The sequence below is a fragment of the Rhodococcus sp. GA1 genome (genome assembly GCF_024321955.1).
Taxonomy (GTDB): domain Bacteria; phylum Actinomycetota; class Actinomycetes; order Mycobacteriales; family Mycobacteriaceae; genus Rhodococcus; species Rhodococcus pyridinivorans.
In genome coordinates, this window is record NZ_CP097186.1 from 4,757,889 (window position 1) to 4,781,629 (window position 23,741).

The 23,741-nt window shown below is 70.3% G+C and carries 20 protein-coding genes and 1 riboswitch; of the genes, 7 read left to right on the plus strand and 13 right to left on the minus strand.

What is annotated here, in order from left to right; translation table 11 throughout:
* Nucleotides 1-37: 37 nt before the first annotated feature.
* The 6 genes from gcvH (at nucleotide 38) to gcvP (ending at nucleotide 6,512) form a co-directional block, all read left to right on the plus strand.
* Nucleotides 38-442: a glycine cleavage system protein GcvH gene (gcvH, locus tag M3330_RS22265; RefSeq protein ID WP_006552745.1), complete on the plus strand. Its 405-nt coding sequence runs from the start codon at nucleotides 38-40 to the stop codon at nucleotides 440-442.
* Between the two features lie 155 nt (nucleotides 443-597).
* Nucleotides 598-1,059 carry a glycogen accumulation regulator GarA gene (gene garA, locus M3330_RS22270; protein WP_006552746.1) on the plus strand — a complete coding sequence of 154 codons (462 nt, stop codon included), beginning with the start codon at nucleotides 598-600 and terminating at the stop codon, nucleotides 1,057-1,059.
* Nucleotides 1,059-1,796: a MerR family transcriptional regulator gene (locus tag M3330_RS22275; RefSeq protein ID WP_006552747.1), complete on the plus strand. Its 738-nt coding sequence runs from the start codon at nucleotides 1,059-1,061 to the stop codon at nucleotides 1,794-1,796. Before garA ends, M3330_RS22275 begins: the two co-directional genes overlap by 1 nt.
* Before the next feature lie 148 nt (nucleotides 1,797-1,944).
* The gene (locus M3330_RS22280) at nucleotides 1,945-2,418 is read left to right on the plus strand and encodes a bifunctional nuclease family protein (RefSeq protein WP_006552748.1); all 474 of its coding nucleotides are present in this window, start codon (nucleotides 1,945-1,947) and stop codon (nucleotides 2,416-2,418) included.
* 239 nt (nucleotides 2,419-2,657) lie between these two features.
* Nucleotides 2,658-3,284, plus strand: a complete 627-nt coding sequence (locus M3330_RS22285; protein ID WP_006552749.1) for a MerR family transcriptional regulator — start codon at nucleotides 2,658-2,660, stop codon at nucleotides 3,282-3,284.
* Nucleotides 3,285-3,401: 117 nt separating this feature from the next.
* A riboswitch (glycine riboswitch) is annotated at nucleotides 3,402-3,497 on the plus strand.
* Between the two features lie 162 nt (nucleotides 3,498-3,659).
* Nucleotides 3,660-6,512 (plus strand): aminomethyl-transferring glycine dehydrogenase, encoded by a 2,853-nt coding sequence (gcvP, locus tag M3330_RS22290; RefSeq protein ID WP_033098311.1) that lies wholly within the window; start codon nucleotides 3,660-3,662, stop codon nucleotides 6,510-6,512.
* 136 nt (nucleotides 6,513-6,648) lie between these two features.
* Here gcvP and M3330_RS22295 read toward each other — a convergent pair whose 3' ends face one another.
* The 6 genes from M3330_RS22295 to M3330_RS22320 form a co-directional block, all read right to left on the minus strand.
* Nucleotides 6,649-7,806: a metallophosphoesterase gene (locus M3330_RS22295; RefSeq protein WP_024101098.1), complete on the minus strand. Its 1,158-nt coding sequence runs from the start codon at nucleotides 7,804-7,806 to the stop codon at nucleotides 6,649-6,651.
* A 1-nt stretch (nucleotide 7,807) separates the two neighbouring features.
* Nucleotides 7,808-9,541: a substrate-binding domain-containing protein gene (locus M3330_RS22300; protein ID WP_255026388.1), complete on the minus strand. Its 1,734-nt coding sequence runs from the start codon at nucleotides 9,539-9,541 to the stop codon at nucleotides 7,808-7,810.
* Between the two features lie 142 nt (nucleotides 9,542-9,683).
* The gene (locus M3330_RS22305) at nucleotides 9,684-11,867 is read right to left on the minus strand and encodes a malate synthase G (RefSeq protein WP_219129136.1); all 2,184 of its coding nucleotides are present in this window, start codon (nucleotides 11,865-11,867) and stop codon (nucleotides 9,684-9,686) included.
* A gap of 66 nt (nucleotides 11,868-11,933) precedes the next feature.
* A complete protein-coding gene (locus tag M3330_RS22310) occupies nucleotides 11,934-12,872 on the minus strand; it encodes a 3-methyladenine DNA glycosylase (protein ID WP_219129135.1) in 939 nt (312 codons plus the stop codon).
* Complete coding sequence (locus tag M3330_RS22315) at nucleotides 12,869-13,987, minus strand: hemolysin family protein (RefSeq protein ID WP_033098307.1); 1,119 nt, start codon at nucleotides 13,985-13,987, stop codon at nucleotides 12,869-12,871. Before M3330_RS22315 ends, M3330_RS22310 begins: the two co-directional genes overlap by 4 nt.
* A complete protein-coding gene (locus M3330_RS22320; protein WP_039585945.1) occupies nucleotides 13,984-15,399 on the minus strand; it encodes a hemolysin family protein in 1,416 nt (471 codons plus the stop codon). Before M3330_RS22320 ends, M3330_RS22315 begins: the two co-directional genes overlap by 4 nt.
* Nucleotides 15,400-15,703: 304 nt before the next feature.
* Between M3330_RS22320 and M3330_RS22325 the strand changes: the two genes are divergently transcribed.
* Nucleotides 15,704-16,348, plus strand: a complete 645-nt coding sequence (locus M3330_RS22325; protein WP_052227319.1) for a bifunctional 2-polyprenyl-6-hydroxyphenol methylase/3-demethylubiquinol 3-O-methyltransferase UbiG — start codon at nucleotides 15,704-15,706, stop codon at nucleotides 16,346-16,348.
* Here the strand turns inward: M3330_RS22325 and M3330_RS22330 are convergent.
* From M3330_RS22330 to M3330_RS22360, 7 genes are all read right to left on the minus strand, one after another.
* Nucleotides 16,302-17,201 (minus strand): DMT family transporter, encoded by a 900-nt coding sequence (locus M3330_RS22330; RefSeq protein WP_255026391.1) that lies wholly within the window; start codon nucleotides 17,199-17,201, stop codon nucleotides 16,302-16,304. The two genes, M3330_RS22325 and M3330_RS22330, sit on opposite strands and share 47 nt — an antisense overlap.
* 4 nt (nucleotides 17,202-17,205) lie before the next feature.
* Nucleotides 17,206-18,657, minus strand: coding sequence for an NADP-dependent phosphogluconate dehydrogenase (gndA, locus tag M3330_RS22335; RefSeq protein ID WP_006552760.1), 1,452 nt, complete (start codon nucleotides 18,655-18,657; stop codon nucleotides 17,206-17,208).
* Between the two features lie 71 nt (nucleotides 18,658-18,728).
* Nucleotides 18,729-19,679 carry a M56 family metallopeptidase gene (locus tag M3330_RS22340; RefSeq protein ID WP_006552761.1) on the minus strand — a complete coding sequence of 317 codons (951 nt, stop codon included), beginning with the start codon at nucleotides 19,677-19,679 and terminating at the stop codon, nucleotides 18,729-18,731.
* Nucleotides 19,680-19,692: 13 nt separating this feature from the next.
* Nucleotides 19,693-20,103, minus strand: coding sequence for a BlaI/MecI/CopY family transcriptional regulator (locus tag M3330_RS22345; RefSeq protein ID WP_006552762.1), 411 nt, complete (start codon nucleotides 20,101-20,103; stop codon nucleotides 19,693-19,695).
* Between the two features lie 78 nt (nucleotides 20,104-20,181).
* The gene (locus tag M3330_RS22350; protein ID WP_006552763.1) at nucleotides 20,182-21,054 is read right to left on the minus strand and encodes an ABC transporter ATP-binding protein; all 873 of its coding nucleotides are present in this window, start codon (nucleotides 21,052-21,054) and stop codon (nucleotides 20,182-20,184) included.
* Nucleotides 21,051-22,187, minus strand: coding sequence for an iron chelate uptake ABC transporter family permease subunit (locus M3330_RS22355; protein ID WP_019289597.1), 1,137 nt, complete (start codon nucleotides 22,185-22,187; stop codon nucleotides 21,051-21,053). Before M3330_RS22355 ends, M3330_RS22350 begins: the two co-directional genes overlap by 4 nt.
* A complete protein-coding gene (locus M3330_RS22360) occupies nucleotides 22,184-23,602 on the minus strand; it encodes an iron ABC transporter permease (RefSeq protein WP_255026392.1) in 1,419 nt (472 codons plus the stop codon). The genes M3330_RS22355 and M3330_RS22360 overlap by 4 nt, the downstream gene beginning before the upstream one ends.
* Nucleotides 23,603-23,741 lie beyond the last annotated feature (139 nt).

The window sequence follows — 23,741 nt, forward strand, 5'->3', positions numbered from 1 at the left end:
ACGTTCCGGTCGAACGTCGTCTCCGAAAGGACCAGTCTTGACCGATTTCGCGACACCCGAGGATCTGCGGTACACCCCCGAGCACGAGTGGGTGCGCAGGACGGGCGCGACGACCGTGCGCATCGGGATCACCGACTACGCACAGTCCCAACTCGGCGACGTGGTCTTCGTGCAGCTGCCCGAGGCGGGCGCCGAGATCGCCGCCGGCGAGTCCTTCGGAGAGGTCGAGTCCACCAAGAGCGTGTCGGACGTGTTCGCGCCGCTGACCGCGAAGGTGACCGCCGTCAACATGGAACTCGACGCGAATCCCGAACTGGTGAACAGCAGCCCGTACGAGGACGGCTGGCTCGTCGACGTGGAGATGGGCAGCGAGAACGACCTCGACGAGGCGCTCGCGGAGACGCTCGACGCGGAAGGTTACCGCGGGATCACGGAAGGCTGACGGACCCGACAGGTAACGTGACCGCGACTGTCTGCGTCAGTACCCCCGAGCGGGGTACGGTCGGATATGGCGTGTGCCGTGTCGGACCTGAACGGGGCGAACGAATCAGCGACCGTCCGGGATCACCCGGGTGGTCGAACGGATAAGGAGAAACGGTGAGCGAGAACGGCAACGCGGGTTACGAGGAGACTCCTGCAGAGACCACTTCGGTATTTCGCGCCGACTTCCTGAACGAAGTGGAGGGCGCGGGTTCGGCCACCACCGAAGCGCCCGTCTCGGGTGTCGAGGGCCTGCCCGCCGGATCGGCGCTGCTGGTCGTCAAGCGGGGGCCCAATGCAGGATCGCGCTTCCTGCTCGACCAGCCCACCACCTCGGCGGGTCGGCATCCCGACAGCGACATCTTCCTCGACGACGTGACCGTCAGCCGTCGGCACGCCGAGTTCCGCCAGGACGAGGGCGAATTCCAGGTCGTCGACGTGGGAAGCCTCAACGGCACCTACGTCAACCGCGAGCCGGTCGACTCCGCCGTTCTCGCGAACGGCGACGAGGTGCAGATCGGCAAGTTCCGGCTGGTGTTCCTGACCGGTCCGCGAGGTAACCAGGGCGCAGGTAGCTGATGACCGCGGCCCGCCAGCCGGCGCCGGCCGGAATGTCGATCGGGTCGGTGCTCGACCGCCTGCGTCCGGAATTTCCGGACGTGACGATCTCGAAGATCCGGTTCCTCGAGGCCGAGGGACTGATCAGCCCGGAACGCACACCCTCGGGCTACCGCCGCTTCTCGATCGCCGATTGCGAGCGTCTGCGGTACGTGCTCACCGCGCAGCGCGATCAGTACCTTCCGCTCAAGGTGATCAAGGAGCAGCTCGAGGCGATCGACCGCGGCGCCGCCACGGTGGGATCGGTCGAGACCCGGATCACCCGGCCGCGTCCGCTGGCGGTGGCCCGCGGCGAGGTCTCGCCGGAGGATCTGCGCACCGATCGCGAGATCCGGGTGAGCCGCGAGGATCTGTGCACCCGTGCCGGGATCGACGCGGCCTTCCTCACCGAGCTGGTGGGGGCGGGCCTGCTCAAGCCGGGCCCGGCCGGTTTCTTCGACGAGGACGCGGTGCTGCTCGCTCGCACGGCGAAGGCGATGGCGGAGTTCGGCCTCGAGGTTCGGCACCTGCGGGCGTTCAAGCTCGCCGCCGACCGCGAGGCCGCGCTCGTCGCTCAGATCGCCGGCCCGATCGCGAAGGGCCGCGACGCCGGGGCACGGCAGCGCGCCGAGGAGATGGTGCGCGAACTGGCCGCACTGTCGTTGACATTGCACACCTGCCTGGTGAAAGCGGCGGTGCAAGGAGCCCTCGACCGTTAGGCGACGAATTCGTCGTCGAGTGCGACCACGGCCCTCCGCCAGGTGGTGACCTACGGCACCTGACGGATGCGCTGGAGGACACTAGAATTCCAGGCAGTACCTGTCGGGTGGTCCCACCACCGACGAGCAGCAGGACGGAGGCATCGCGATGAGCGAGATGCGGATAGTAGGGATTCGTATCGAACAGCCGCAGAACCAGCCTGTCCTCCTGCTGCGGGAGGTCGACGGCGATCGGTATCTGCCGATCTGGATCGGGCAGAACGAAGCGACCGCCATCGCCCTCGAACAGCAGGGGGTCGAACCGGCACGGCCGCTGACCCACGACCTGATCAAGAACCTCCTCGAGGCGTTCGGTCGCAACCTCCGCGAGGTGCGCATCGTCGACCTGCGCGAAGGGACGTTCTACGCGGATCTGGTCTTCGACGGAGGGATGCGTGTTTCCTGCCGGCCCTCCGACGGGGTCGCGGTGGCCTTGCGCATCGGCGCGCCGGTCCACGTCGAGGAACCGGTGCTCACCGAGGCAGGACTGGTCATGCCCGACGAACGGGAGGACGAGGTCGAGAAGTTCAAGGAGTTCCTCGACTCCGTCTCGCCCGACGATTTCAAGGCGACGGACGGCTGAGCGCCGTCCGTCGCACGGCGACGAGCGTTGGCGCGCGCGTCGGCCGTGACGGTAGTAATGTCGAACGTTGCCTTCCGGTCGGCGTGTCGCAGCCCGACGCCCAACACCGGAGCGTACGCTGAGTTGATCCGCCAGGGATGACTCGGTGAGCCTGGGAGGGCTCGATGATCGGATGTGGTCGGGGGATCCACCAATCGATCGTTGCGAGGCAGAACTGGGCGCGCGAGAGGGAGTCAGTAGTGCGAGATCGGACGAAGGGACAGCCACTCGGCGTCGATTCCGGCGATCGCTCGAATCCGGCGCCGCGGACGAACGAGACCGACGAGATCCAACCGGGCCTGTTTCCGGACAACTCGGCGCCCGACGAGCTCGTCGGCTACCGCGTGCCCATCGCCTGCCAGATCGCAGGAATCAGCTACCGCCAGCTCGACTACTGGGCCCGCACGAATCTGGTCGTACCGTCCATCCGCGGGGCTGCCGGTTCCGGTAGCCAACGGCTGTACTCGTTCAAGGACATCCTCGTCCTCAAGATCGTCAAGCGCCTGCTCGACACCGGCGTCTCGCTGCAGAACATCCGCGTCGCCGTCGACCATCTCCGCAGCCGTGGGGTGGGCGACCTCGCGAAGATCACTCTTTTCTCCGACGGCACCACCGTCTACGAATGTACGTCGCCCGAAGAGGTCGTCGACCTGCTGCAGGGCGGGCAGGGCGTCTTCGGGATCGCGGTGAGCGGCGCGATGCGCGAGCTCACCGGCAGCATCGCCGATTTCCCCGCCGAACGCGCCGACGGCGGCGGCGTCGAGGAACGCCCCGAGGACGAACTGGCGTCGCGTCGCCGCGAACGCATCAACCGCCGCATCGGCTGACCACACCACTGATGTCGCATCGGCCGACCACATGACCGCTCCACTCCACCGCCGGCGGCACTTTCCGCACCTGCGGTATTTCGACCCCCGCGACGTGAACTAGACTCGAAGACGCGTCGCCATCACGCGGGAGAGACCCGGACACCGAGCCGGGCGCCGAAGGAGCAGCACCTCCCCGTCAATCTCTCAGGCAACCGGGACCGCGTGAGCTCCGACGTCTCTGGAAAGTGGCGGGAGCACCCGCCCGCCCACGGGGAAAGGCTCTGGCCGGCCGAATCTCTCAGGCGCTCGCTCCGCGAGCTCACGACAGAGGGGGAGGAACCACCTCGCGCGACCGCGCGCATGTGGACCTCGCCGACCAGCCCGGGAGCTGCGATGACAGATGCCGTCACCTCGAACTTCGCCGATCGCCACATCGGCCCCGACACCGCCGGCCTGAACCGGATCCTCGACGTCGTGGGAGTCGATTCCCTCGACGCCCTCGCCACCGCCGCGGTGCCGGCCGCCATCCTCGACGACCGTGCAGACAACGTGCCGACCGGCCTCGACGTCCTCGACGCGCCCCGCTCCGAGCACGACGTACTCGCCGAACTGAAGGCACTCGCGTCGCAGAACACCGTGGCGACGTCGATGATCGGCCACGGCTACTACGACACGCTCACGCCGCCCGTGCTGCTGCGCAACATCATCGAGAACCCCGCCTGGTACACGGCCTACACCCCCTACCAGCCGGAGATCAGCCAGGGACGCCTCGAGGCGCTGCTGAACTTCCAGACCATGGTCGCCGACCTGACCGGCATGGAGATCGCGAACTCGTCGATGCTCGACGAGGCCACCGCCGCTGCCGAGGCCATGACCCTGCTGCGCCGCGCGAACCGCAAGTCCAAGAGCCCGCGCCTGGTCGTCGACGTCGACCTGTTCGCGCAGACCGCCGCGGTGCTGGCGACCCGCGCCGAACCGCTCGGTATCGAGATCGTCACCGTCGACCTCGCTGCCGACGGACTTCCCGAGGGCGAGTTCTTCGGCGTGATCCTCCAGGTGCCCGGCGCTTCGGGCCGCATCATCGACGCCGCTCCGATCATCGCGGCGGCCCACGGCCGCGGCGCGCTCGTCGCTATCGGCGCCGACCTGCTGGCCATGACCTTGATCACCCCGCCCGGGGAGCAGGGTGCCGACGCGTGCTTCGGCACCACCCAGCGGTTCGGTGTGCCGATGGGCTTCGGCGGGCCGCACGCCGGCTACCTCGCCGTCGGTAGCGCCCACACCCGCACCCTGCCCGGACGCCTCGTCGGTGTCTCGGTGGACGCGGACGGCAACCCGGCCTACCGCCTCGCGTTGCAGACCCGAGAGCAGCACATCCGCCGTGAGAAGGCCACCAGCAACATCTGCACCGCCCAGGTGCTCCTCGCCGTGCTCGCGGCCATGTACGCCTCGTACCACGGCGCCGAAGGCCTCACCGGCATCGCCCGCCGCGTCGCCGGGCACGCCCGCCGCCTCGCCGACGGTCTGCGCGCCGGTGGCGTCGAGGTTGTCCACGATGAGTTCTTCGACACCGTCCTCGTGCGCGTCCCGGGGCGTGTCGACGCCGTGCTCGCCGCCGCCCTCGAGGCCGGCATCAACCTGCACCGGGTCGACGACGATCACGTGTCGATCTCGTGCGACGAGGCCACCACCGCGGCGCACGTCGACGCGGTCCTGCGCGCCTTCGGCGTCACCGCCGGGGACGCCGCCGAGGGAACGGCGCTGCCGCAGGCCCTTGCCCGCACCAGCGAGTTCCTGCAGCATGCGGCGTTCACCCGCTACCGCACCGAGACCGCGATGATGCGTTACCTGCGGCGCCTGTCCGACAAGGACCTCGCCCTCGACCGGACGATGATCCCGCTGGGCTCGTGCACGATGAAGCTCAACGCCGCCGCCGAGATGGAAGCCATCACCTGGCCCGAGTTCGCGGGTCTGCACCCCTTCGCTCCGGCGGATCAGACGGCGGGGATCCGCCGCCTCATCGCCGACCTCGAAGGCTGGCTCGCCGCGGTGACGGGATACGACGCCGTGAGCCTGCAACCCAACGCCGGCAGCCAGGGCGAGTACGCGGGTCTGCTCGCGATCCGTCACTACCACCTCGATCGCGGCGACACCGATCGGGACATCTGCCTGATCCCGTCGAGCGCGCACGGCACCAATGCCGCATCCGCCGTGATGGCGGGCATGCGTGTCGAGGTCGTCGCGTGCCGCCCGAACGGGGATGTCGATCTCGACGACCTGCGCGCCAAGATCGCCGACCACGGTGCGCGCCTGGCCGCGATCATGATCACCTATCCGTCCACGCACGGTGTGTACGAGCACGACATCGCCGACATCTGCGGTGCCGTGCACGACGCCGGCGGTCAGGTGTACATCGACGGTGCCAACCTCAACGCTCTCGTGGGTCTGGCGCGGCCGGGCAAGTTCGGGGGCGATGTGAGCCACCTGAACCTGCACAAGACGTTCTGCATCCCGCACGGTGGCGGCGGTCCGGGTGTCGGCCCGATCGGCGTCCGTTCGCATCTGGCCCCGTACCTGCCGGGCCATCCGGCGGAGCCGGGACTCGGGGGAGCGGGACCGGTCTCGGCGGCGCCCTACGGATCGGCGTCGATCCTGCCGATCACCTGGGCGTACATCAAGATGATGGGTGCCGAGGGGCTGCGTCGCGCGTCGCTGACGGCGATCGCGTCGGCCAACTACATCGCGCGTCGTCTCGACGAGTACTTCCCGGTGCTGTACACGGGGGAGACCGGCATGGTCGCCCACGAGTGCATCCTCGATCTGCGTCCGCTGACGAAGGCGACGGGGGTGACGGTCGACGACGTCGCGAAGCGTCTGGCCGACTACGGCTTCCACGCGCCGACGATGAGCTTCCCGGTGGCCGGCACCCTCATGGTCGAGCCCACCGAGAGCGAGGACATCGCCGAACTCGACGCGTTCATCGACGCGATGATCTCGATCCGCGGTGAGATCGACCGGGTCGGGGCAGGGGAGTGGCCGGTGGACGACAATCCGCTGCGCGGCGCTCCGCACACCGCGGAATGCCTGGTGGGCGAGTGGAACCACCCGTATTCGCGGGAGATCGCGGTGTTCCCGATGGGGAAGAGCCGAGCCAAGGTTTGGCCGGCGGTGCGGCGTATCGACGGCGCACACGGCGACCGGAACCTGGTGTGCGCGTGCCCGCCCCTGGAGGCGTACAGCGGCTGATGCCGGGGATGGCCGACGGACACGTCCGTCGGCCATCATCATCGATGAGATAACTCCGAACGATACGGAAATCATAGAAAACCAGAATTGTCTCCCTGCCTACAACGAAACTCACCGAGCCACTAAGACAAGGCCGTCAGTTCGCGGCGGTCAGCTCGAGGACGGAGATCTCCGGTGGAGTGCCGACCCGCACGGGCGGTCCCCACGCGCCGGTGCCCTGGGACGTGTAGATCTGCGTGTCGCCGAAGCGGTCGAGTCCGGTGACGGTCGGGTTGGCCAGGGAGACGAACGGCCGCAGCGGCCACATCTGTCCGCCGTGGGTGTGCCCGGACAGTTGCAGGTCGACTCCGAGCTCGCGTGCCTCGTCGACGTGCCGCGGCTGGTGGGCGGCGAGGATCACCGGGGTACCGTCCGCGATGCCGGCGAGGGCGGCGGGCATGTCGGGGTGGTGCGGTTCGGGGGCGGTGTAGTCGTGGACGCCGGCGAGCGCGACGACGTCGCCGTCCCGCTCGAGGACGACATGGTCGTTCCGCAGGGTGCGTACACCGAGCGTCTCCCAGTGGTTCAGCCACGATTCGGCGTCGTCGGAGTAGTACTCGTGGTTGCCGCTGACGCCGTACACCCCGAGCGGGGCCTGCAGTTGCCGGAGCGGTTCGAGATCGGAGCCGACGAGTTCGACGGTGCCGTCGGCGAGGTCGCCGCCGAGCACGATCAGGTCGGGTTGCTCCTCGGCGACGAGGTCGACGACACCTTGCACGAAGTCGGCTCCGCGGGAGGGTCCGACGTGCAGGTCGGTGACGAGCGCGATGCGGGCACCGTCGAAGCCGGCAGGCAGGTCCTGCAGGGCGACGGGCACGGTGACGATCTGCGGCCGGTCGGCCTCGATCGTGCCGTATCCGACGGCGGCGACCGCGGCCACGACGAGCACGGCGGTCGCGATACGCAGCCCCCGTCGCGGGGTCTCGACGGTGCCGTCCTCGGTGATCGGCCGGGGTTGCCCGCGTCGGGCGAGGCGGGCGACGAACAACGCGACTCCGATGAGCAGGAGCCCGAGCATCAGGTACAGCACCACCGCCAACCAACTCCAGCCGAGGAACCCGATGGGGCGGGCCCAGGCAGGATCGAGCACCGTGCCCACCCCGGAGGCGCCGAGCGTGAGCACGAACAGGACGACGAGGACGAGATCGGCGGCGAGTGCGGCAGGTCGCGGCAGGCCGGGTGCCCGGACGAGTCGTCGATGCAGCAGGTAGGTGAGGAGGGCAAGGAAGACCCCCACGACGAGAAGTCGGAGCACGTCAGGACGTCAGCTTTCGGAGGAGGTCGGTGAGATCGGCGGGGTCGGTGGTGTCGACGACGGTGAGGCTGCCGTCGGTGGCTTCGGCGGCCTGTTCGAGGACGAGGTCGGCGCGGTCGCCGAGGACGACGACGTCGATCCGCACGGGGGTCTCGGGGGACGAGAGTTCATCGATCGCGGCGCGCAGGTCGCGGGCGGCTGCTTCGTCGGGGTCGTCGCTGTCGACGACGACGAGTACGGAGTTCGGTCGGCCCGGGTCGTAGTTGTCGACGGCGTCGCGGTAGGCGGCGGTGAGAGTGGCGTAGACGGGTTCGCGGTCGACGAGATCGATGTCGTCGAGGATCGAGGACATCGCCGCGCGCTTGGCTGCGGTGAGCCCGTCGCGGATGACGGCGACGCGGTGTCCCTCGGGGGTGTCGGCGAAGACGTACATGCCCATCACCGAGTTGATGGACGCGCGACGCATGGCCTCGCGTACGGCGCCTGCGGTCGCGGTGAGGCGGGTGCCGTCGCCGGCGGGGGTGCCCATGGAGGTGGAGGTGTCGACGACCATCGTGACCTTGCGCGGGGACACCGGGGCGAGACGCAGTGCGACGAGGACGTCGTCGACGGTGGGGTCGGCGGGGGCGAGGACGGTGTCGACGCGGGGCAGCGGAAGTTCCCCGGCGGGTTCGGGGACGGCGTCGGCGGTGCGGAAACCGTGGGCGGTGAGGATGCCGGCCTGCTCGGGGCGCCGCGCGTAGTCGGTGAACTCCGCGGCGGCGCGGGCGAGCGTCTCGTCGATCCAGGGGGCGTCGACGACGGCCGTGGGGAAGTCGACGACGGGCGCGACGCCGATCGGCAGGTGGCCGGTGAGGCCGCGGACCTGTCCATCTGTGAGGGCGCGGTGCAGTTGCTGTTCGATGACCGGCACGGCGTGGATCGGGGCCGCGGTGTCGGGGTGGGTGCCGAGCGCCGCGAGGGTGTCGGCGGTGGTACCGACCGCGCCGAGGGTGTCGGCGCCGAGGGCGAGGGTGCTCACGGCGGTGATGGCGGCGGGGGTGGCGGCCTGTTCGAGGGTGACCGGTCCGGCGCCGATGCCGGTGGTGGCGGCGGTGACGGCTTCGAGGGCGAGGGTGGTGGCGTGGGTCTGGGTGCCGGTGGGCAGGGCGAGGCCGAGGGTGCCCCAGATGTCGAGTCCGCTCTCGCGCATGGCGGCGGGGTCGTTCTGGAGTCGGGGCAGGTCCTGCCAGCGGACGGTGGCGGTGGTGAGGGCGCGGCCGAGGTCGGTGGGGACGGCGAGCACGACCGGGGAGGTGGCGAGGGATCGGGGGGTGCCGTCGATGGCGTCGGCGGCGCGGGCGCTCATACGGGTGTCGAGGGGTACCCACAGGGCGGGTTCGGGGCCGAGCGTCGGATCCCAGGCGTCGGTGCCGAGAGTGTCGGCGGCGGCGAGGCTGTCGACGGCGGTGATCTCGGCGGTGACGCAGTGGTCGCGGATGACGCGGACGCCGCCGTCGGTCCATTGTTCGGCGAGTTCGGTGAGGGCGGGGGCGATGAGGGGGTCGGCGGCGATGTGCAGGACGGTGTCGCCTTCGACGCAGGTTTCGGCGGCGGCGGTGGCCTGGTTGTCGATGTTGTCGCGGAGGCGGAACCAGCCGAGGACCGCGAGCAGGGAGAGTACTACGCCTAGGGTGACCACGATGACGCTGGTGCTGATTCCTCGTCGTCCGCTACCGCGATGTCGCCCGCTCACGTCGTGTCCGCCTCGTTTCGTTCGTCGATCCGATGGTCGAGTCTAGTGAGGGGCGGGATGAGATCCGGCTCCGCCGCGCGGTGCGGGGACGGGCAGGGCCCCGATCCGTGTGGATCGGGGCCCTGTGGTGTCGGTGTGCGGGTCAGGCGTACTTGGCCTTGTACTCGCGGCGACGGCGGTGCAGGATCGGCTCGGTGTAGCCGCTGGGCTGCGTGGTGCCTTCGAGGATGAGTTCCTTGGCGGCCTGGAAGGCGATGCTGTCGTCGAAGTTCGGGGCGAGCGGCCGGTAGCCGGGGTCGCCTTCGTTCTGCCGGTCGACGACGGGGGCCATGCGCTCGAGGGAGGCGACGACGTCGTCGGCGGTGACGACGTCGTGGCGGATCCAGTTGGCGAGGAGCTGGCTGGAGATGCGCAGGGTGGCGCGGTCCTCCATGAGCGCGACGTCGTGGATGTCGGGGACCTTGGAGCAGCCGACGCCCTGGTCGATCCAGCGCACGACGTAGCCGAGGATGGACTGGCAGTTGTTGTCGAGTTCTTCGCGCTTCTCCTCGGCGGACCAGTTGGGGTTCTCGGCGAGGGGAATGGTGAGGATGTCGTCCACGGTGGCGCGGCTCTTGCCCTGGAGCTCGTTCTGGACCGCGAAGACGTCGACCTCGTGGTAGTGGGTGGCGTGCAGGGTGGCTCCGGTGGGTGAGGGCACCCAGGCGGTGTTGGCGCCGGCCTTGGGCTGGCCGATCTTCTGCTCGACCATGTCGCGCATGAGGTCGGTCATGGCCCACATGCCCTTGCCGATCTGGGCCTTGCCCTGCAGGCCGCAGGCGAGGCCGGTGTCGACGTTCCAGTCCTCGTAGGCGGCGATCCAGCGCTGCTGCTTCATGGCGGCCTTGCGGACGACGGGTCCGGCCTCCATGGAGGTGTGGATCTCGTCGCCGGTGCGGTCGAGGAAGCCGGTGTTGATGAACACCACGCGGTCGGAGGCGGCCTTGATGCAGGCGGCGAGATTGACGGTGGTGCGTCGCTCCTCGTCCATGATGCCGACCTTGAGGGTGTTGGTGGGCAGGGAGAGGACCTCTTCGACGCGGCCGAACAGTTCGGTGGTGAAGGCGGATTCCTCGGGGCCGTGCTGCTTGGGCTTGACGATGTAGATCGAGCCGGTGCGGCTGTTGGCGAGCGGGCCGTGGTCCTCGTCGATGTGCAGACCGTGGATGGCGCACAGGCTGGTGATGAGCGCGTCGAGGATGCCTTCGGGGACCTCGTTGCCGTCGCGGTCGAGGATGGCGGGGTTGGTCATGAGGTGCCCGACGTTGCGGACGAACAGCAGGGAGCGGCCGTGCAGTTCGAGGTCGCTGCCGTCGAGGGCGGTGTAGACGCGGTTCGGGTTCAGCTTACGGGTGAGGGTCTTGCCGCCCTTGTCGAAGGACTCGGACAGGTCGCCGCGGTTGAGGCCGAGCCAGTTGCGGTAGCCGACGACCTTGTCGTCGGCGTCGACGGCGGCGACGGAGTCCTCGAAGTCCATGATGGTGGTGACGGCGGATTCGAGGACGACGTCCTTGACGCCGGCGGCGTCGGTGCTGCCGATGGGGGATTCGGGGTCAATCTGGATCTCGATGTGCAGACCGTGGTTGCGCAGCAGCACCGAGGAGGGGGTGGCCTTGTCGCCGAGGTAGCCGACGAGCTTGTCGGGCTGGGCGAGTCCGGTGACGGTGCCGCCCTCGAGGGTGACTTTCAGTTCGGTGCCGTCGATGCTGTAGCCGGTGGAGTCGGCGTGCGAGCCTTGCGCGAGGGGTGCGGCCTTGTCGAGGAAGTCGCGGGCCCAGGCGATGACCTTGTCGCCGCGGACCTTGTTGTAGCCGGTGCCCTTCTCGGCGCCGCCCTCTTCGGGGATGACGTCGGTGCCGTAGAGCGCGTCGTAGAGCGATCCCCACCGCGCGTTGGAAGCGTTGAGCGCGAAGCGGGCGTTGAGGACGGGCACGACGAGCTGCGGACCGGCGGTCTCGGCGATCTCGGTGTCCACGTTCTCGGTGCCGATGGTGAACGGTTCGGGGGTGGGGACGAGGTAGCCGATCTCTTCGAGGAAGGCCTTGTAGGCGACGGGGTCGTGGGGCTGTCCGGCGCGGTCGCGGTGCCAGCCGTCGATCTTGGCCTGGAGGTCGTCACGCTTGGCGAGCAGTGCCCGGTTCTTGGGGGCGAGGTCGTGGACGATCTTGTCGGTACCCGCCCAGAAGGTGTCCGCGTCGACCCCGCTGCCGGGGATGGCCTCGTTGTTGATGAAGTTGTAGAGAACCTGCGCGATCTGGAGTCCGCCGACCTGCACGCGTTCTGTCATCACCCTCACTCTTTCCGGTTGCTGTGCGGCCGGAAACGTCCCGGCCACACGGAATCGTCGATTATGTTACCCGCCGGTAGTAACGGACGCAGTGGTTCTGTGCGTCTGCAGGACGGTACATCGATTCACCAGCTCTTCTCTCAGAGCTGCGGCGCGACGGGTGAGCGCCGACTGCTCGCGGACGTACTGTGCGCGTCCTGCGGCAGTCTCGATCCTGATGGGCGAGTAGCCGTAGTCCTCGAGATCATACGGGCTCGCCCGCATGTCCAATTCACGGGCTGCGGACGCGTGTCGCAGGCACCGCACCGTCAGCTCCGAATCCGTCAGGGGCAGCAGCTTGTACGCCCACTTGTACAGATCCATGCCGGCGTGCAGACAGCCGGGTTGCTCGGTGCGTACCTGCTGGTCGCGGGTCAGTTCGGTGGCGTTGCGTGGGACGGCGTCGGGGGTGAAGAACCGGAACGCATCGTAATGGGTACATCGGAGCTGCATTGATTCCACCACTGTGTCGGTTCCGGTATGGCCGAGCCGCAACGGCACCGACGAGTGCCGCACCCCGTCGGCTCCCGCCCGGTACACCATCGCCCATTCGTGCAATCCGAAGCAGCCGAGCTGCGGCGGCCGGGAGGCCGTCGCGGTGAGCAGCCCCGCGACGAAGTCGACGGTGTCGGCGCGCCGGTCGAGCACCTCCCGGCCCACCCGCACCCCCGGCTGCCCGTCGACGGTGACCCGCTCGTAGCCCGGATGGTCGCGGTAGCCGCGCACCGCGGCCGCGCCGAGCAGCACGGTGCCGTAACCGGGATGCCAGCGCCGCAGCTGGCTCGGCCGCAGGCTGTAGTAGGTGAACAGGAAGTCGTGCACGGGATGGGTGCGGCCGGCGGCGCGTCGTTCGAGATGCCCGGCGAGCAGCTCGTCCACGGCGGCGTGATGGGCGTCGCGCCGCGCGGTCCACTCGTTCTCGGTGAGGATCGCCGGGCGGTCGGTCACGGACAGGGAGCGGGTCATGGTTCTCGTTCGGTCGATCGGGGTGCGGTGGTGCGGGGGCGGTTGCCCAGCGGATCCGCGACCCGGTGGGTGGCGTCGCGGACCGTTCCGACGAACTCTTCCACGAGGTCCTCGAGCGCGACGATGCCCCGCAGCGTTCCGGTGGTGTCGGTCACCCCGGCCAGATGCGCGTTGTTGCGGCGCAGCGCGGCCAGCGCCTCGTCGAGACCGTCACCGATCCCGATGGTCGGCAGCTTCCGGATCACCGCGGTAGGGATGACGGTCTCGGGACCGGTGGACTGTTCCCGCACCAGATCGAGCACGTCCTTGATGTGCACATAGCCGGTGATCGTGCCGTCGGGTCGGCGCGTGGGATACCGGGAGAAGCCGGTGGTGGTGACCGCGTGCTCGACGTCGCCGAGGGTCGGGCCCGCGCCGGTGTGCGGGACGGTGCGCACCCGGGCGAGCGGGATCATCACGTCGGCGACGGTGCGGTCGCCGGTGGCCAGAGCACGGGTGAGGCGCTTGTGTTCCTCCGCGTCGAGCAGCCCCTCGGAGCGGGATTCACCGATCATCTCGGTGAGCTCCACGGCGGAGACGGAGGTGTCGAGTTCGTCCTTCGGGTCGATGTGCGCCGCGCGCAGGGTGGCGTTGGCGCACAGGTTGTAGAACGCGATGACCGGCCGGGCGGGTCGCATGAACAGCAGGTGGATCGGCACGAGCAGCATCGCGGCGCGTTCCGGGCCGGCGATGGCGATGTTCTTCGGCACCATCTCGCCGAGCAGGATGTGCAGCACCACCACGATCGTGAGCCCGATGGTGAACGCGATGGGGTGCAGCAGCGCGTCGGGCACCCCGGCCGCATGCAGCGGCACCTCGATCAGGTGCGCGATGGCCGGTTCGGCGACGCGGCCGAGCAGGATCGAGCAGATCGTGATGCCGAGCTGGGAGCCGGCGAGCATGAGCGAGAGGTGTTCGCCGGCGTGGATGACGGTGCGGGCGCGGGTCTTGCCCTGGGCGAGCAGTGTCTCGAGCCGGTCGCGGCGGACGGTGATGAGGGAGAACTCGGCGCCGACGAAGAAGGCGTTGCCGGCGAGCAGCAGCACGGCGAGGACGATCGCGAACCAGTCGCTCATCGACGCTCACCACCCTCGTCGGCAGCGGGGGCGTCGTCGCTGTCGTCCCTGTCCCCATCGCTGTCGCCGTCGGGGTTCTCGGGGTCGGGGGCGGCGCCGGGGACGAGCAGCACCCGGTCGATGCGGTGCCCGTCCATCTCGAGGATGCGCGCGTACCAGGTGAGGTCGCGTTCGCCGCGGCGCAGCGGCAGCTGGATCTCGTCGTCGACCTCGGGGATGCGGCCGAGTTCGGTGAGGATCAGTCCGGCGAGGGTCTCGTAGTCGCCGTCGGGGGCGCGGTAGCCGGTGAGCTGGGCGAGCTCGTCGGTGCGCAGCAGACCCGTGCACGACCAGCCGTCCCCCTCGCGGTGGGCGTCGAGTTCGGTCTCGTCGTGTTCGTCGCGGACGTCGCCGACGATCTCCTCGACGAGGTCCTCCATGGTGATCAGGCCGGCGGTGCCGCCGTATTCGTCGACGACGAGCGCGACCTGCATGCCGTCCGAGCGCACCCGTTCCATGACGGTGTCGCCGTCGAGGCTGGACGGCACGGTGGGCACGCGGCGGACGAGGGCGCCGACGGCGGTGGTGCCGCGCGCCGGGCCGGGCACGGTGAATGCGTGCTTGACGTGCACGACGCCGAGCGGGGCGTCGAGGTCGCCGTCGACGATCGGGAAGCGTGAGTAGCCGGTGCGGGCGGACAGTTCGATGAGGTCGAGGACGGTGGCGTTGCGGTCGAGGCTCTCGACGGTGCTGCGCGGGGTCATGAGGTCCTCGGCGGTGCGGTCCCCGAACTGCAGGGAGCGGTAGACCAGGCGGGCGGTGTGCTCGTCGAGGGTGCCGCTGCGGGCCGAGGCGCGCACCAGCGACCCGAGTTCCTGCGGGGAACGCGCCGAGCGCAGTTCCTCGGCCGGTTCGATGCCGAGGCGCCGCACGATGTGGTTGGCGGCGCCGTTGAGTCCGAGGATGGCCCAGCGGAACAGCAGCGAGAACGCCAGTTGGAGGCCGGCGGTGGCGCGGGCGGTGCCCATGGGCCGGGCGATGGCGATGTTCTTGGGGACCAGTTCGCCGAAGACCATGGAGAAGGAGGTGGCGATGAGCAGCGCGAGGACCAGCGAGACGGTTGCGGCGACGGAGGTGCTCAGGCCGATCGCGTCGAACAGCGGGGTGAAGAACTGCGCGAGGATCGGTTCGGCGAGATAGCCGGTGATCAGTGTGGTGATGGTGATGCCGAGCTGGGCGCCGGACAGCTGGAACGACAGGGTGCGGTGCGCGTGCTGGACCTGCCGGGCGCGTCGGTCGCCGTCGTGGGCGTGCGCGTCGACGGCGCTGCGTTCGAGGGCGGTCAGGGAGAACTCGGCGGCGACGAACAGGGCGGTGCCTGCGGTGAGCGCCACGAAGCCGAGGAGGGCGGCGATATCGAGCAGGACGGACATCAGGGGCGGTCCTGCCGGGCGGGGTGGTGGCCGGGGTGGTGACCCGGCCCGCTAGAGGATCCTTCCGGCCCGGAGTCGCACTCCGGGCAGGGGGAGCTGGTGTCGGGTGGTGGGCTGGTGGTGGGTGCCGCGGGCACCGGTGTCCTCTCGTCGGGTCCGGTCGCGGACGGTGTCCGCCTGCCGGAAGTGGTTTCGACGGGTACCGATTCTACTGAGCGGGGTTGCCGTGTGTCGCGGTGCAGGCGACGGCGCGGCGCCTACGGTGGGGGTCGAGCAGGTGTGGCAGTGGAACGAAGGAGCGTGGATGAGCGGCGGCGAGGGTCCGGAACACGGCGGCAGCGGCGAGCGGGTGCCGAGCCGGTGGGAGGAGATCGTGGCGGAGAATCCGGCGCATTCGTCGTGGTACGTCGAACGGTTCCGCACGATGGTCGCTCAGGGGCAGGACACCGTCGGGGAGGCCCGGTTGATCGATGCGATGGTGCCGCGCGGGGCACGGATCCTCGATGCCGGGTGTGGACCGGGCCGGCTCGGCGGCTATCTGCACCGGGCCGGGCACCGTGTGGTGGGGGTGGATGTCGATCCGGTGCTGATCGCGGCGGCGGAGGAGGATCATCCGGGGCCGGAATGGCTGGTCGGGGATCTGGCCGAGCTGGATCTGCCGGCCCGCGGTGTCGACGCCGACTTCGATGTGATCGTGTGCGCGGGGAATGTGATGACCTTCGTGGCGCCGTCGACCCGAGTGGCGGTGCTGCGCAATTTCGCGGCGCATCTGGCGCCGCAGGGCCGGGCGGTGATCGGTTTCGGGGCGGGCCGCGAGTATCCGTTCGAGGAGTTCTTCGCCGACGCGCAGCAGGCGGGTCTGGCGGTGCAGGTGCGGCTCTCGACCTGGGATCTGCGGCCGTTCAGCGACGACGCGGAGTTTCTGGTGGCGGTGCTGGGTCGGGCGTAGCCGCGGCGTCGGCGGGGGTGTCGGCGGCCTGGGCGCGCGAGAGCGCCACGGTGGTCACGAGCATCACGACGACCGCGGCGCCGACGAGGATCCGTCCGGGGCCGTCGGTGCGCAGGTGTTCACCGAGCACGGTCATGCCGAGCACGATCGCGGCGAGCGGTTCGCCGACGGTCAGGGCGGGCAGCGATGCGGTGAGCGATCCGGCCTGGAAGGCGCGTTGCTGCAGGTAGATCGCGGCGGCGCCGGCGGCGACGAGCGTCCAGGTCTGCCACGAGCCGAGCAGTTGCGGGATGCCGTGTTCGGCGAGGTCGGTGACGTGTTTGGTGAACGCGCTGGTCACGCCGTAGAGGACGCCGGCGGCTATCCCGAACGACAGTGCCCGCCGTCGCGGGGAGAGGAGGGCGACGACGACTGCGGCGGCGGTGACGGCGAGTACCGCCCCGAGCGGCAGCGCCCAGCGGGCGGCGGCGGCGTCACCGGTGCCTTCGTTGGGGTTGCCGACGAGCAGGAAGATCGCCAGCGCCGCGCACAATGCGCCGGCGAGTAGCCAGGTGGTGCGGGTGACGCGGCGGCCGGTGGTGGCGGCGGCGAGCGGCAACGCGAACAGCAGCGACGCGACGAGCAGGGGCTGGACGAGCAGCACCGACCCGAACACGAGCGCGATCACCTGCAGGACGTAGCTGCCGCCGTCGCCGAGGATCCCCGCCCACCAGCGGGGGCTGCGCAGCAGCGAACCGACGAGCGAGTCGGTGTCGGGCACGGCAGCGGCCGAGGTCTGTTGCGCGACACTGCCGACCGCGATGAGCGCGGCGGCGGCGAGTGCGCACAGGACGGCGACTGCCGTGCCCGACATCGGGTCAGGCCTGCACTTCGGAGCGGTCCCCGCTCCACAGGGTGTGGAACTTGCCGGGCTTGTCGGTGCGCTCGTAGGTGTGGGCACCGAAGAAGTCGCGCTGGCCCTGGGTGAGGGCGGCGGGCAGCCGGTCGGCGCGCAGCCCGTCGTAGTAGGACAGCGACGACGCGAAGGCCGGGACGGGGATGCCGAGTTGGGTGGCGGTGACCACGACGCGCCGCCAGCTGTCGATGCCGATCTCGATGGCGTCGCGGAAGTACGGTGCGAGGATCAGGCTGGGCAGGGCCGGGTCGGCGTCGTAGGCCTCTTTGATGCGGTTGAGGAACTGGGCGCGGATGATGCAGCCGCCGCGCCAGATCGTTGCGAGTGCGGCGCGGTCGACGTTCCAGCCGTATTCGGCGCTGCCGGCGGCGATCTGGTCGAAGCCCTGCGCGTAGGCGACGATCTTCGACGCGTACAGGGCGGCGCGGATGTCCTCGGTGAACTGCGCGGCGTCGGTGGGGGCGGCGCCGAGGTTGCCGGCGGCAAGGCCGCGGGCGGCGGCGCGCTGGTCGCGGGAGCCGGACAGGGCGCGGGCGAAGACGGCTTCGGCGATGCCGGTGACGGGGACGCCGAGGTCGAGGGCGGCCTTGACGGTCCAGCGGCCGGTACCCTTCTGTTCGGCGGCGTCGACGATGACGTCGACGAGGGGTTTGCCGGTGGCGGCGTCGGTCTGGCGCAGCACCTCGGCGGTGATCTCGATGAGGTAGGACTCGAGGGTGCCGGTGTTCCAGTCGGCGAAGACGTCGGCGATCTGCCCGGCGTCGTAGCCGAGGGCGTCGCGCAGCAGGTGGTAGGCCTCGCCGATGAGCTGCATGTCGGCGTATTCGATGCCGTTGTGCACCATCTTCACGAAGTGGCCGGCGCCGTCGGGGCCGATGTGGGTGCAGCAGGGGGTGCCGTCGACCTGGGCCGCGATGGTTTCGAGCAGCGGGCCGAGCGCCTCGTACGATTCGGCGGGGCCGCCGGGCATGATGGACGGGCCGTTGAGGGCGCCTTCCTCGCCGCCGGAGATGCCGGCGCCGACGAAGTGCAGGCCGCGGGCGCGCAGGGCGGCTTCGCGGCGGATGGTGTCGGTGTAGAGGGCGTTGCCGCCGTCGATGATGATGTCGCCGGGTTCCATCGCGTCGGCGAGCTCGTTGATGACCGCGTCGGTGGCGTCGCCTGCCTTGACCATGATCAGGACGCGGCGCGGCTTTTCGAGGGCGGCGACGAATTCGTCGATGGTTTCGGTGCGGACGAAGGTGCCGTCGCTGCCGTGCTCGGCGAGCAGCGCGTCGGTCTTGGCGATGCTGCGGTTGTGGAGGGCGACGGTGTAGCCGTGGCGGGCGAAGTTGCGGGCGATGTTCGAGCCCATCACGGCCAGTCCGGTCACGCCGATCTGGGCCTGCGGTGTTTCGGTGCGTTCGACGGTCATGGTCTACAGCTTCCCCCGAAACGGGGGCCGATCGAAATCGGGGCGGGCCGAACGGTGCGGCGTGTCGCGGCTCAGAGGCCGAGCAGCAGGGACAGTTCGGTGAGCCAGGGCACCGCCACGGCGATGGTGGGTACGACGAGGATGGCGGCGGCGGCGGTGTAGGCGGCGGCGGAAATGCCGAGGTTGGGCCCCGGTCCGGTGAGGCGCTGCACGCGCAGCACGGTGCTCGGTCCGCCGACGGCGAGGGCGCCGGTGGGCGTGTGGGCGCCGGCGCAGGCGACGAGGGCGCGGGCCAGCGGTGCGGGGCCGGTCTTGCGGACGGCGGAGTCGTCGGCGAGCAGCTCGACGAGCAGTTTGACCGAGCCGAGCGCCGAGCCGGAGCGCACGACGCGGGGGAACGCTTCGTAGACGGCGGTGAACGCCTCGAGGATGAGGTCGTGGCGGGCGCGCAGGTGGGAGTGTTCGTGGCGCAGGATCGCGCGTAGTTCGTCGTCGCCGAGGTTGTCGAGGGTGCCTTCGCTGAGCACCACCCGGTGCCGCAGCCCGGGCAGGCAGTAGGCGATGGGGTCGGCGGTGTCGAGGATCCGCACGTGCGGGTGGTGGCGGACGGCGGCGCCGCTCTCGCGGCGGTCGAGCAGGTCGACGAGCATGCGGTGGCGGGAGCGGCGGCGGCGGGTGCGTACCGCGACGCGCAGCATGGAGAAGGTCAGGCGGGCACCGATGAACACGGTCAGGGCGAAGACGATGACGTAGGTCAGCCACAGGGGCAGACCGAGGGCGTCGATCTCTTCGAGGGGCCCGGTGGTGGGTCGGCCGTCGGCGCCGGGTGCGAGGAGGCGGGCGGCGATGGCCAGGCCGCAGGAGAACGCGGAGAGCACCGCCGCCAGGGCCACGGACTGCCACAGCACGAGGGCGGCCCGGGGGTTGCGGTGCGGCCAGGTGGCGCGGGCGAGCAGCCCCGGCACCGGACCGGCGAGGAGAAGCGCTGTGGTTCCGAAGAACAGCGCCGTGGTCGCGTTCATGACATCGAGTGTGTCAGCCGGCCCGCTCGGTGTCGTGGCCGGTGCTGTCGTCGCCGTGTTGCGCTTCGAGTTTCGCCAGCGCCGCGCGCAGGGCGGCGGCTTCGTCGGCGCCGACGCGGCCGACGAAGTGGACGAGGGCGGCGGCGCGGCCGGCGGTCTCGTCGGCCTGGTCGAGGGCGTCGACCATGAGGCTGGCGACGAGTTCGTCGCGGCCGTGCACCGGCAGGTAGCGGTGGGCGCGGTCGTCGCGTTGCTGGATGACGAGGTTCTTCTTGGCGAGGCGCTGCAGGACCGTCATGACGGTGGTGTACGCGAGGTTGCGTCGAGCCGAGAGGGCTTCGTGGACCTGCCGGACGGTCTGTGGTTCGGGGGTGGACCACAGGTGGTCCATCACTGCGCGTTCGAGTTCGCCGAGTGCTGCCATGGGTCGATTCTACGGATTTCTCCGACGAATGTGCGTACTACCCCCAGTCGTAGGTTCTGACCTGCGATGGGACCATCGTCACCTCCGGTGGGGACCTCCGGCGGCGCCGTAGACGTGGCGGGTGCCGATGGGCACGATCAGCGGCCGGTCGGACACCGGATCGTCGATGACCGAGGCGTCGAGGTCGAACACCTCGCGCAGCAGTTCCACGGAGATCACCTCCGAGGGCACGCCGGAGGCGACGACGCGGCCGTCTTTCATCACCACGAGGTGGTCGCTGTAGCGCACGGCGAGGTTCAGGTCGTGCAGCACCATCACCACGGTGCGACCGAGTTCGCTGTGCAGCCGGTCGACGAGGTCGAGGACCTCCACCGAGTGCGCCAGGTCGAGATAGGTGGTCGGTTCGTCGAGCAGCAGGATGTCGGTGCCCTGTGCGAGCGCCATGGAGATCCAGGCGCGTTGCCGTTGCCCGCCGGACAGTTCGTCGATGGGCCGGTCGGCGAGGTCGGCGATGCCGGTACGTTCGAGGGCGATGGCGACCTCGTCCTCGTCGTCGGAGGACCACTGCCGGAACCACGACTGGTGCGGGTGCCGGCCGCGGGAGACCAGATCGGCGACGGTGAGCCCTTCGGGCGCGACGGGGGCCTGCGGCAGCATGCCGAGCACCCGGGCGACCTCGCGGGTGCGCATGGTGGTGATGTCGTGCCCGTCGAGCAGCACGGTGCCGGTGCGGGGCTTGAGCAGCCGGCTCAGCGCGCGCAGCAGGGTGGATTTGCCGCAGCCGTTAGGGCCGATGACGGTGGTGACGACCCCGGTGGGGATGGACAGGTCCAGGTCGTCGACGATGAGCCGTTCGCCGTAGCCGAGGCTGATGTGCTCGGCGACCAGTCGCGGCGCCGCGTGCTCGATCGGGCCGGGGGCCGGGACGGCAGGCAGATGGGTGTCGGTCATCGGGAGACCTTTCGGTTGGAACGCACCAGCAGGTACAGCAGGAAGGGGCCGCCGAGTGCGGAGGTGACCAGGCCGACGGGCAGCGGCACCGGCAGGATGGTGCGGGCGATGAGGTCGGCGGCGACGACGAACAGCGCCCCGGTCAGGGCGGAGGCGATGATCGGGCTGCCCGCCGAGCCGACGAGGCGCAGGGCGATCTGCGGGGCGGCGAGGGCGACGAAGCCGATGGGGCCGGCGGCGGCGGTGGCGACGGCGGCGAGCGCGCACGCCGCGACGAGCAGCAGCGCCTGCTGGGTCTGCAGCTTCACGCCGAGGGAGCGGGCGGTGTCGTCGCCGAGGCGCAGCGCCCCGACGGTGAAGGAGGCGGTCGCGGCCCAGCCGCCGACGAGCAGCAGCGCGATCGCGGCGGGCACCACCTGACTCCAGGAGACACCGTTGAGCGAGCCGGTCAGCCACACCTGGGCGCGGCTGACGTCGTTGATGTCGGCGGAGACGAGCATCCACTGGGTCAGGGCGATGAGCATGGCGTTGATGCCGATGCCGATGAGCACGAGCCGGAAGCCGTCGGCGCCGCGCCGCCAGGCCAGCAGATAGATGACCGTGGCGGTGAGCAGCGCGCCGAGCAGCGCCGACATCGGCAATCCGAGGGTGGCGAGCAGTCCGACGATGGAACCGCCGCTGGTGACGACGATCAGGGCCACGGCGGCAGCGGAGGCGCCGGCGGTGATGCCGAGGATGTCGGGGCTGGCCAGGGCGTTGCGGGACACCGATTGGGTGATGGCGCCGGAGACCGCGAGGGCGGCGCCGACGACCACGGCGGCGATCCCGCGCGGGAGGCGCAGGTCGAAGACGATGAACCGGTCGAGTCGTTCCCCGCCGCCGAGGAGCACCTCGACGACCTGCAGGGGGCTGAGCGGGTAGTCGCCGCGGCCGAGGGAGATCGACAGCAGCACCGCGGTGGCGACGACGATCAGCGCGCACACGATGACCATGCGGGCACGCCAGACGACGGAGACGGAGCCGAGCCGGAAGGCGGGCCGGCCCGGGACGCGGGTGGAGACCTGCGCGGGTGAGCGGCGCTTGTCCGTCGTCGGCTCGTTCGTGTCGAGGGACGGGGTGGGGGTGTCGTTCACAAGGCCACCAGCTTCCGGCGACGGACGAGGGCGATGAAGAAGGGGGCGCCGATGAGGGCGAGCACGATGCCGACCTGCAGTTCGCCGGGGCGCACCACGATGCGGCCGACGACGTCGGCGAGGACGAGCAGTGCCCCGCCGAGCAGCCCGGCATAGGGCACGAGCCAGCGGTAGTCGGGGCCGGTGACCGCGCGGGCGATGTGCGGGACGATCAATCCGACGAAGGCGATGGGTCCGCAGGCGGCGGTGGCGGCGCCGGTGAGCACGGTGATCGCGGCGATGCCGATCACCCGGGTGGTGACGACGTTGGTGCCGAGCGAGCGGGCGACGTCCTCGCCGAGGCTGAGCAGGTTCAGGGCCGGGGTGGAGGCGAGCGCGACGAGCAGTCCGACGACGATGAACGGCAACACCTGCCAGAAGACGTCCATGCCGCGGCCGGCGACGGAGCCGACCACCCAGAAGCGGTAGCCGTCGAGGCTGGTCTGGTCGAGCAGCACGATGGTTTGGATCATCGCCTGCAGGAAGAACGCCACCGCCGCGCCCGCCAACGCGAGACTGAGCGGACTCGAGCCGCCGTTGCCGATGGACGCGAATCCGAACACCACGATGCTGGCGAGCGCGGACCCGGCGAAGGCGAACCACAGATACTGCGCCGGGGTGGAGAGCCCGAACAGGTAGATCGACAGCACCACCAGGAAGGCGGCGCCGGCGTTGATGCCGAGCAGACCGGCGTCGGCGAGCGGGTTGCGGGTGTGCCCCTGGATCAGTGCGCCGGCGACGCCGAGCGCGGTGCCGACCAGCAGCGCGAGCAGGGTGCGGGGGATGCGCAGCGAATGCACGATCACGTCGGTTTCGGAGCCGTCGTTGACGACGAGGGCGTGGAAGACCTCCGCGAAGGTCATCGGGCGGGCGCCGACGGCGATGCTGGCGAGCGCGCCGAGCACCAGCAGTACGAGCAGCGCGGCCAGGCCGAGCAGGCGCCGGCGGCGCAGGGCGGCGACGTTGCCGTCGGTGGGGCGCGGGGTGAACTCGTCGTGGCGGGCGTGGCGTTCGGTGACGATCTCGGTGCCGCGGCGCAGCAGGGCACTGCGGGTGCCGGCCGGTCCGGTGGTGGCGCGGTCGCGCAGCACGAGCCCGGTCCACTGCAGGCCCAGACTTTGGCCGGTGCGGCCGGCGCGGTAGCCGTGGTTCCACCACAGCAGTCCGGCGGCGGCGGCCAGGGCGGCGCCGCCGAAGACGATGCGGTCGGTCTGGCCGCCGCCGTTGGCGTCGGCGAGGGTGTCGACGACGAGGGCGCCGATGAGCAGGGGGATGGCGAGGAGCGCGAGGTCGCACAGGACGGCGGCGATCCGGCGTCCCGGGCGGGGCGGGGCGGTCGGGTCGGCGTCCGGTGGGGCGTGTGGGGTGACGGTCACGGGCGCGGGGTGCTCCTCGGGAAGGCGGTGGTGCGGTTCGGGTCGTCGCGGATCGTGGGGAACGCGAAGGCCTTCGGAGTTAGGTTACGGAATCCTATGTGCCGACGGGAGTAGGGGATGGGGTTGCGCACACCACCCC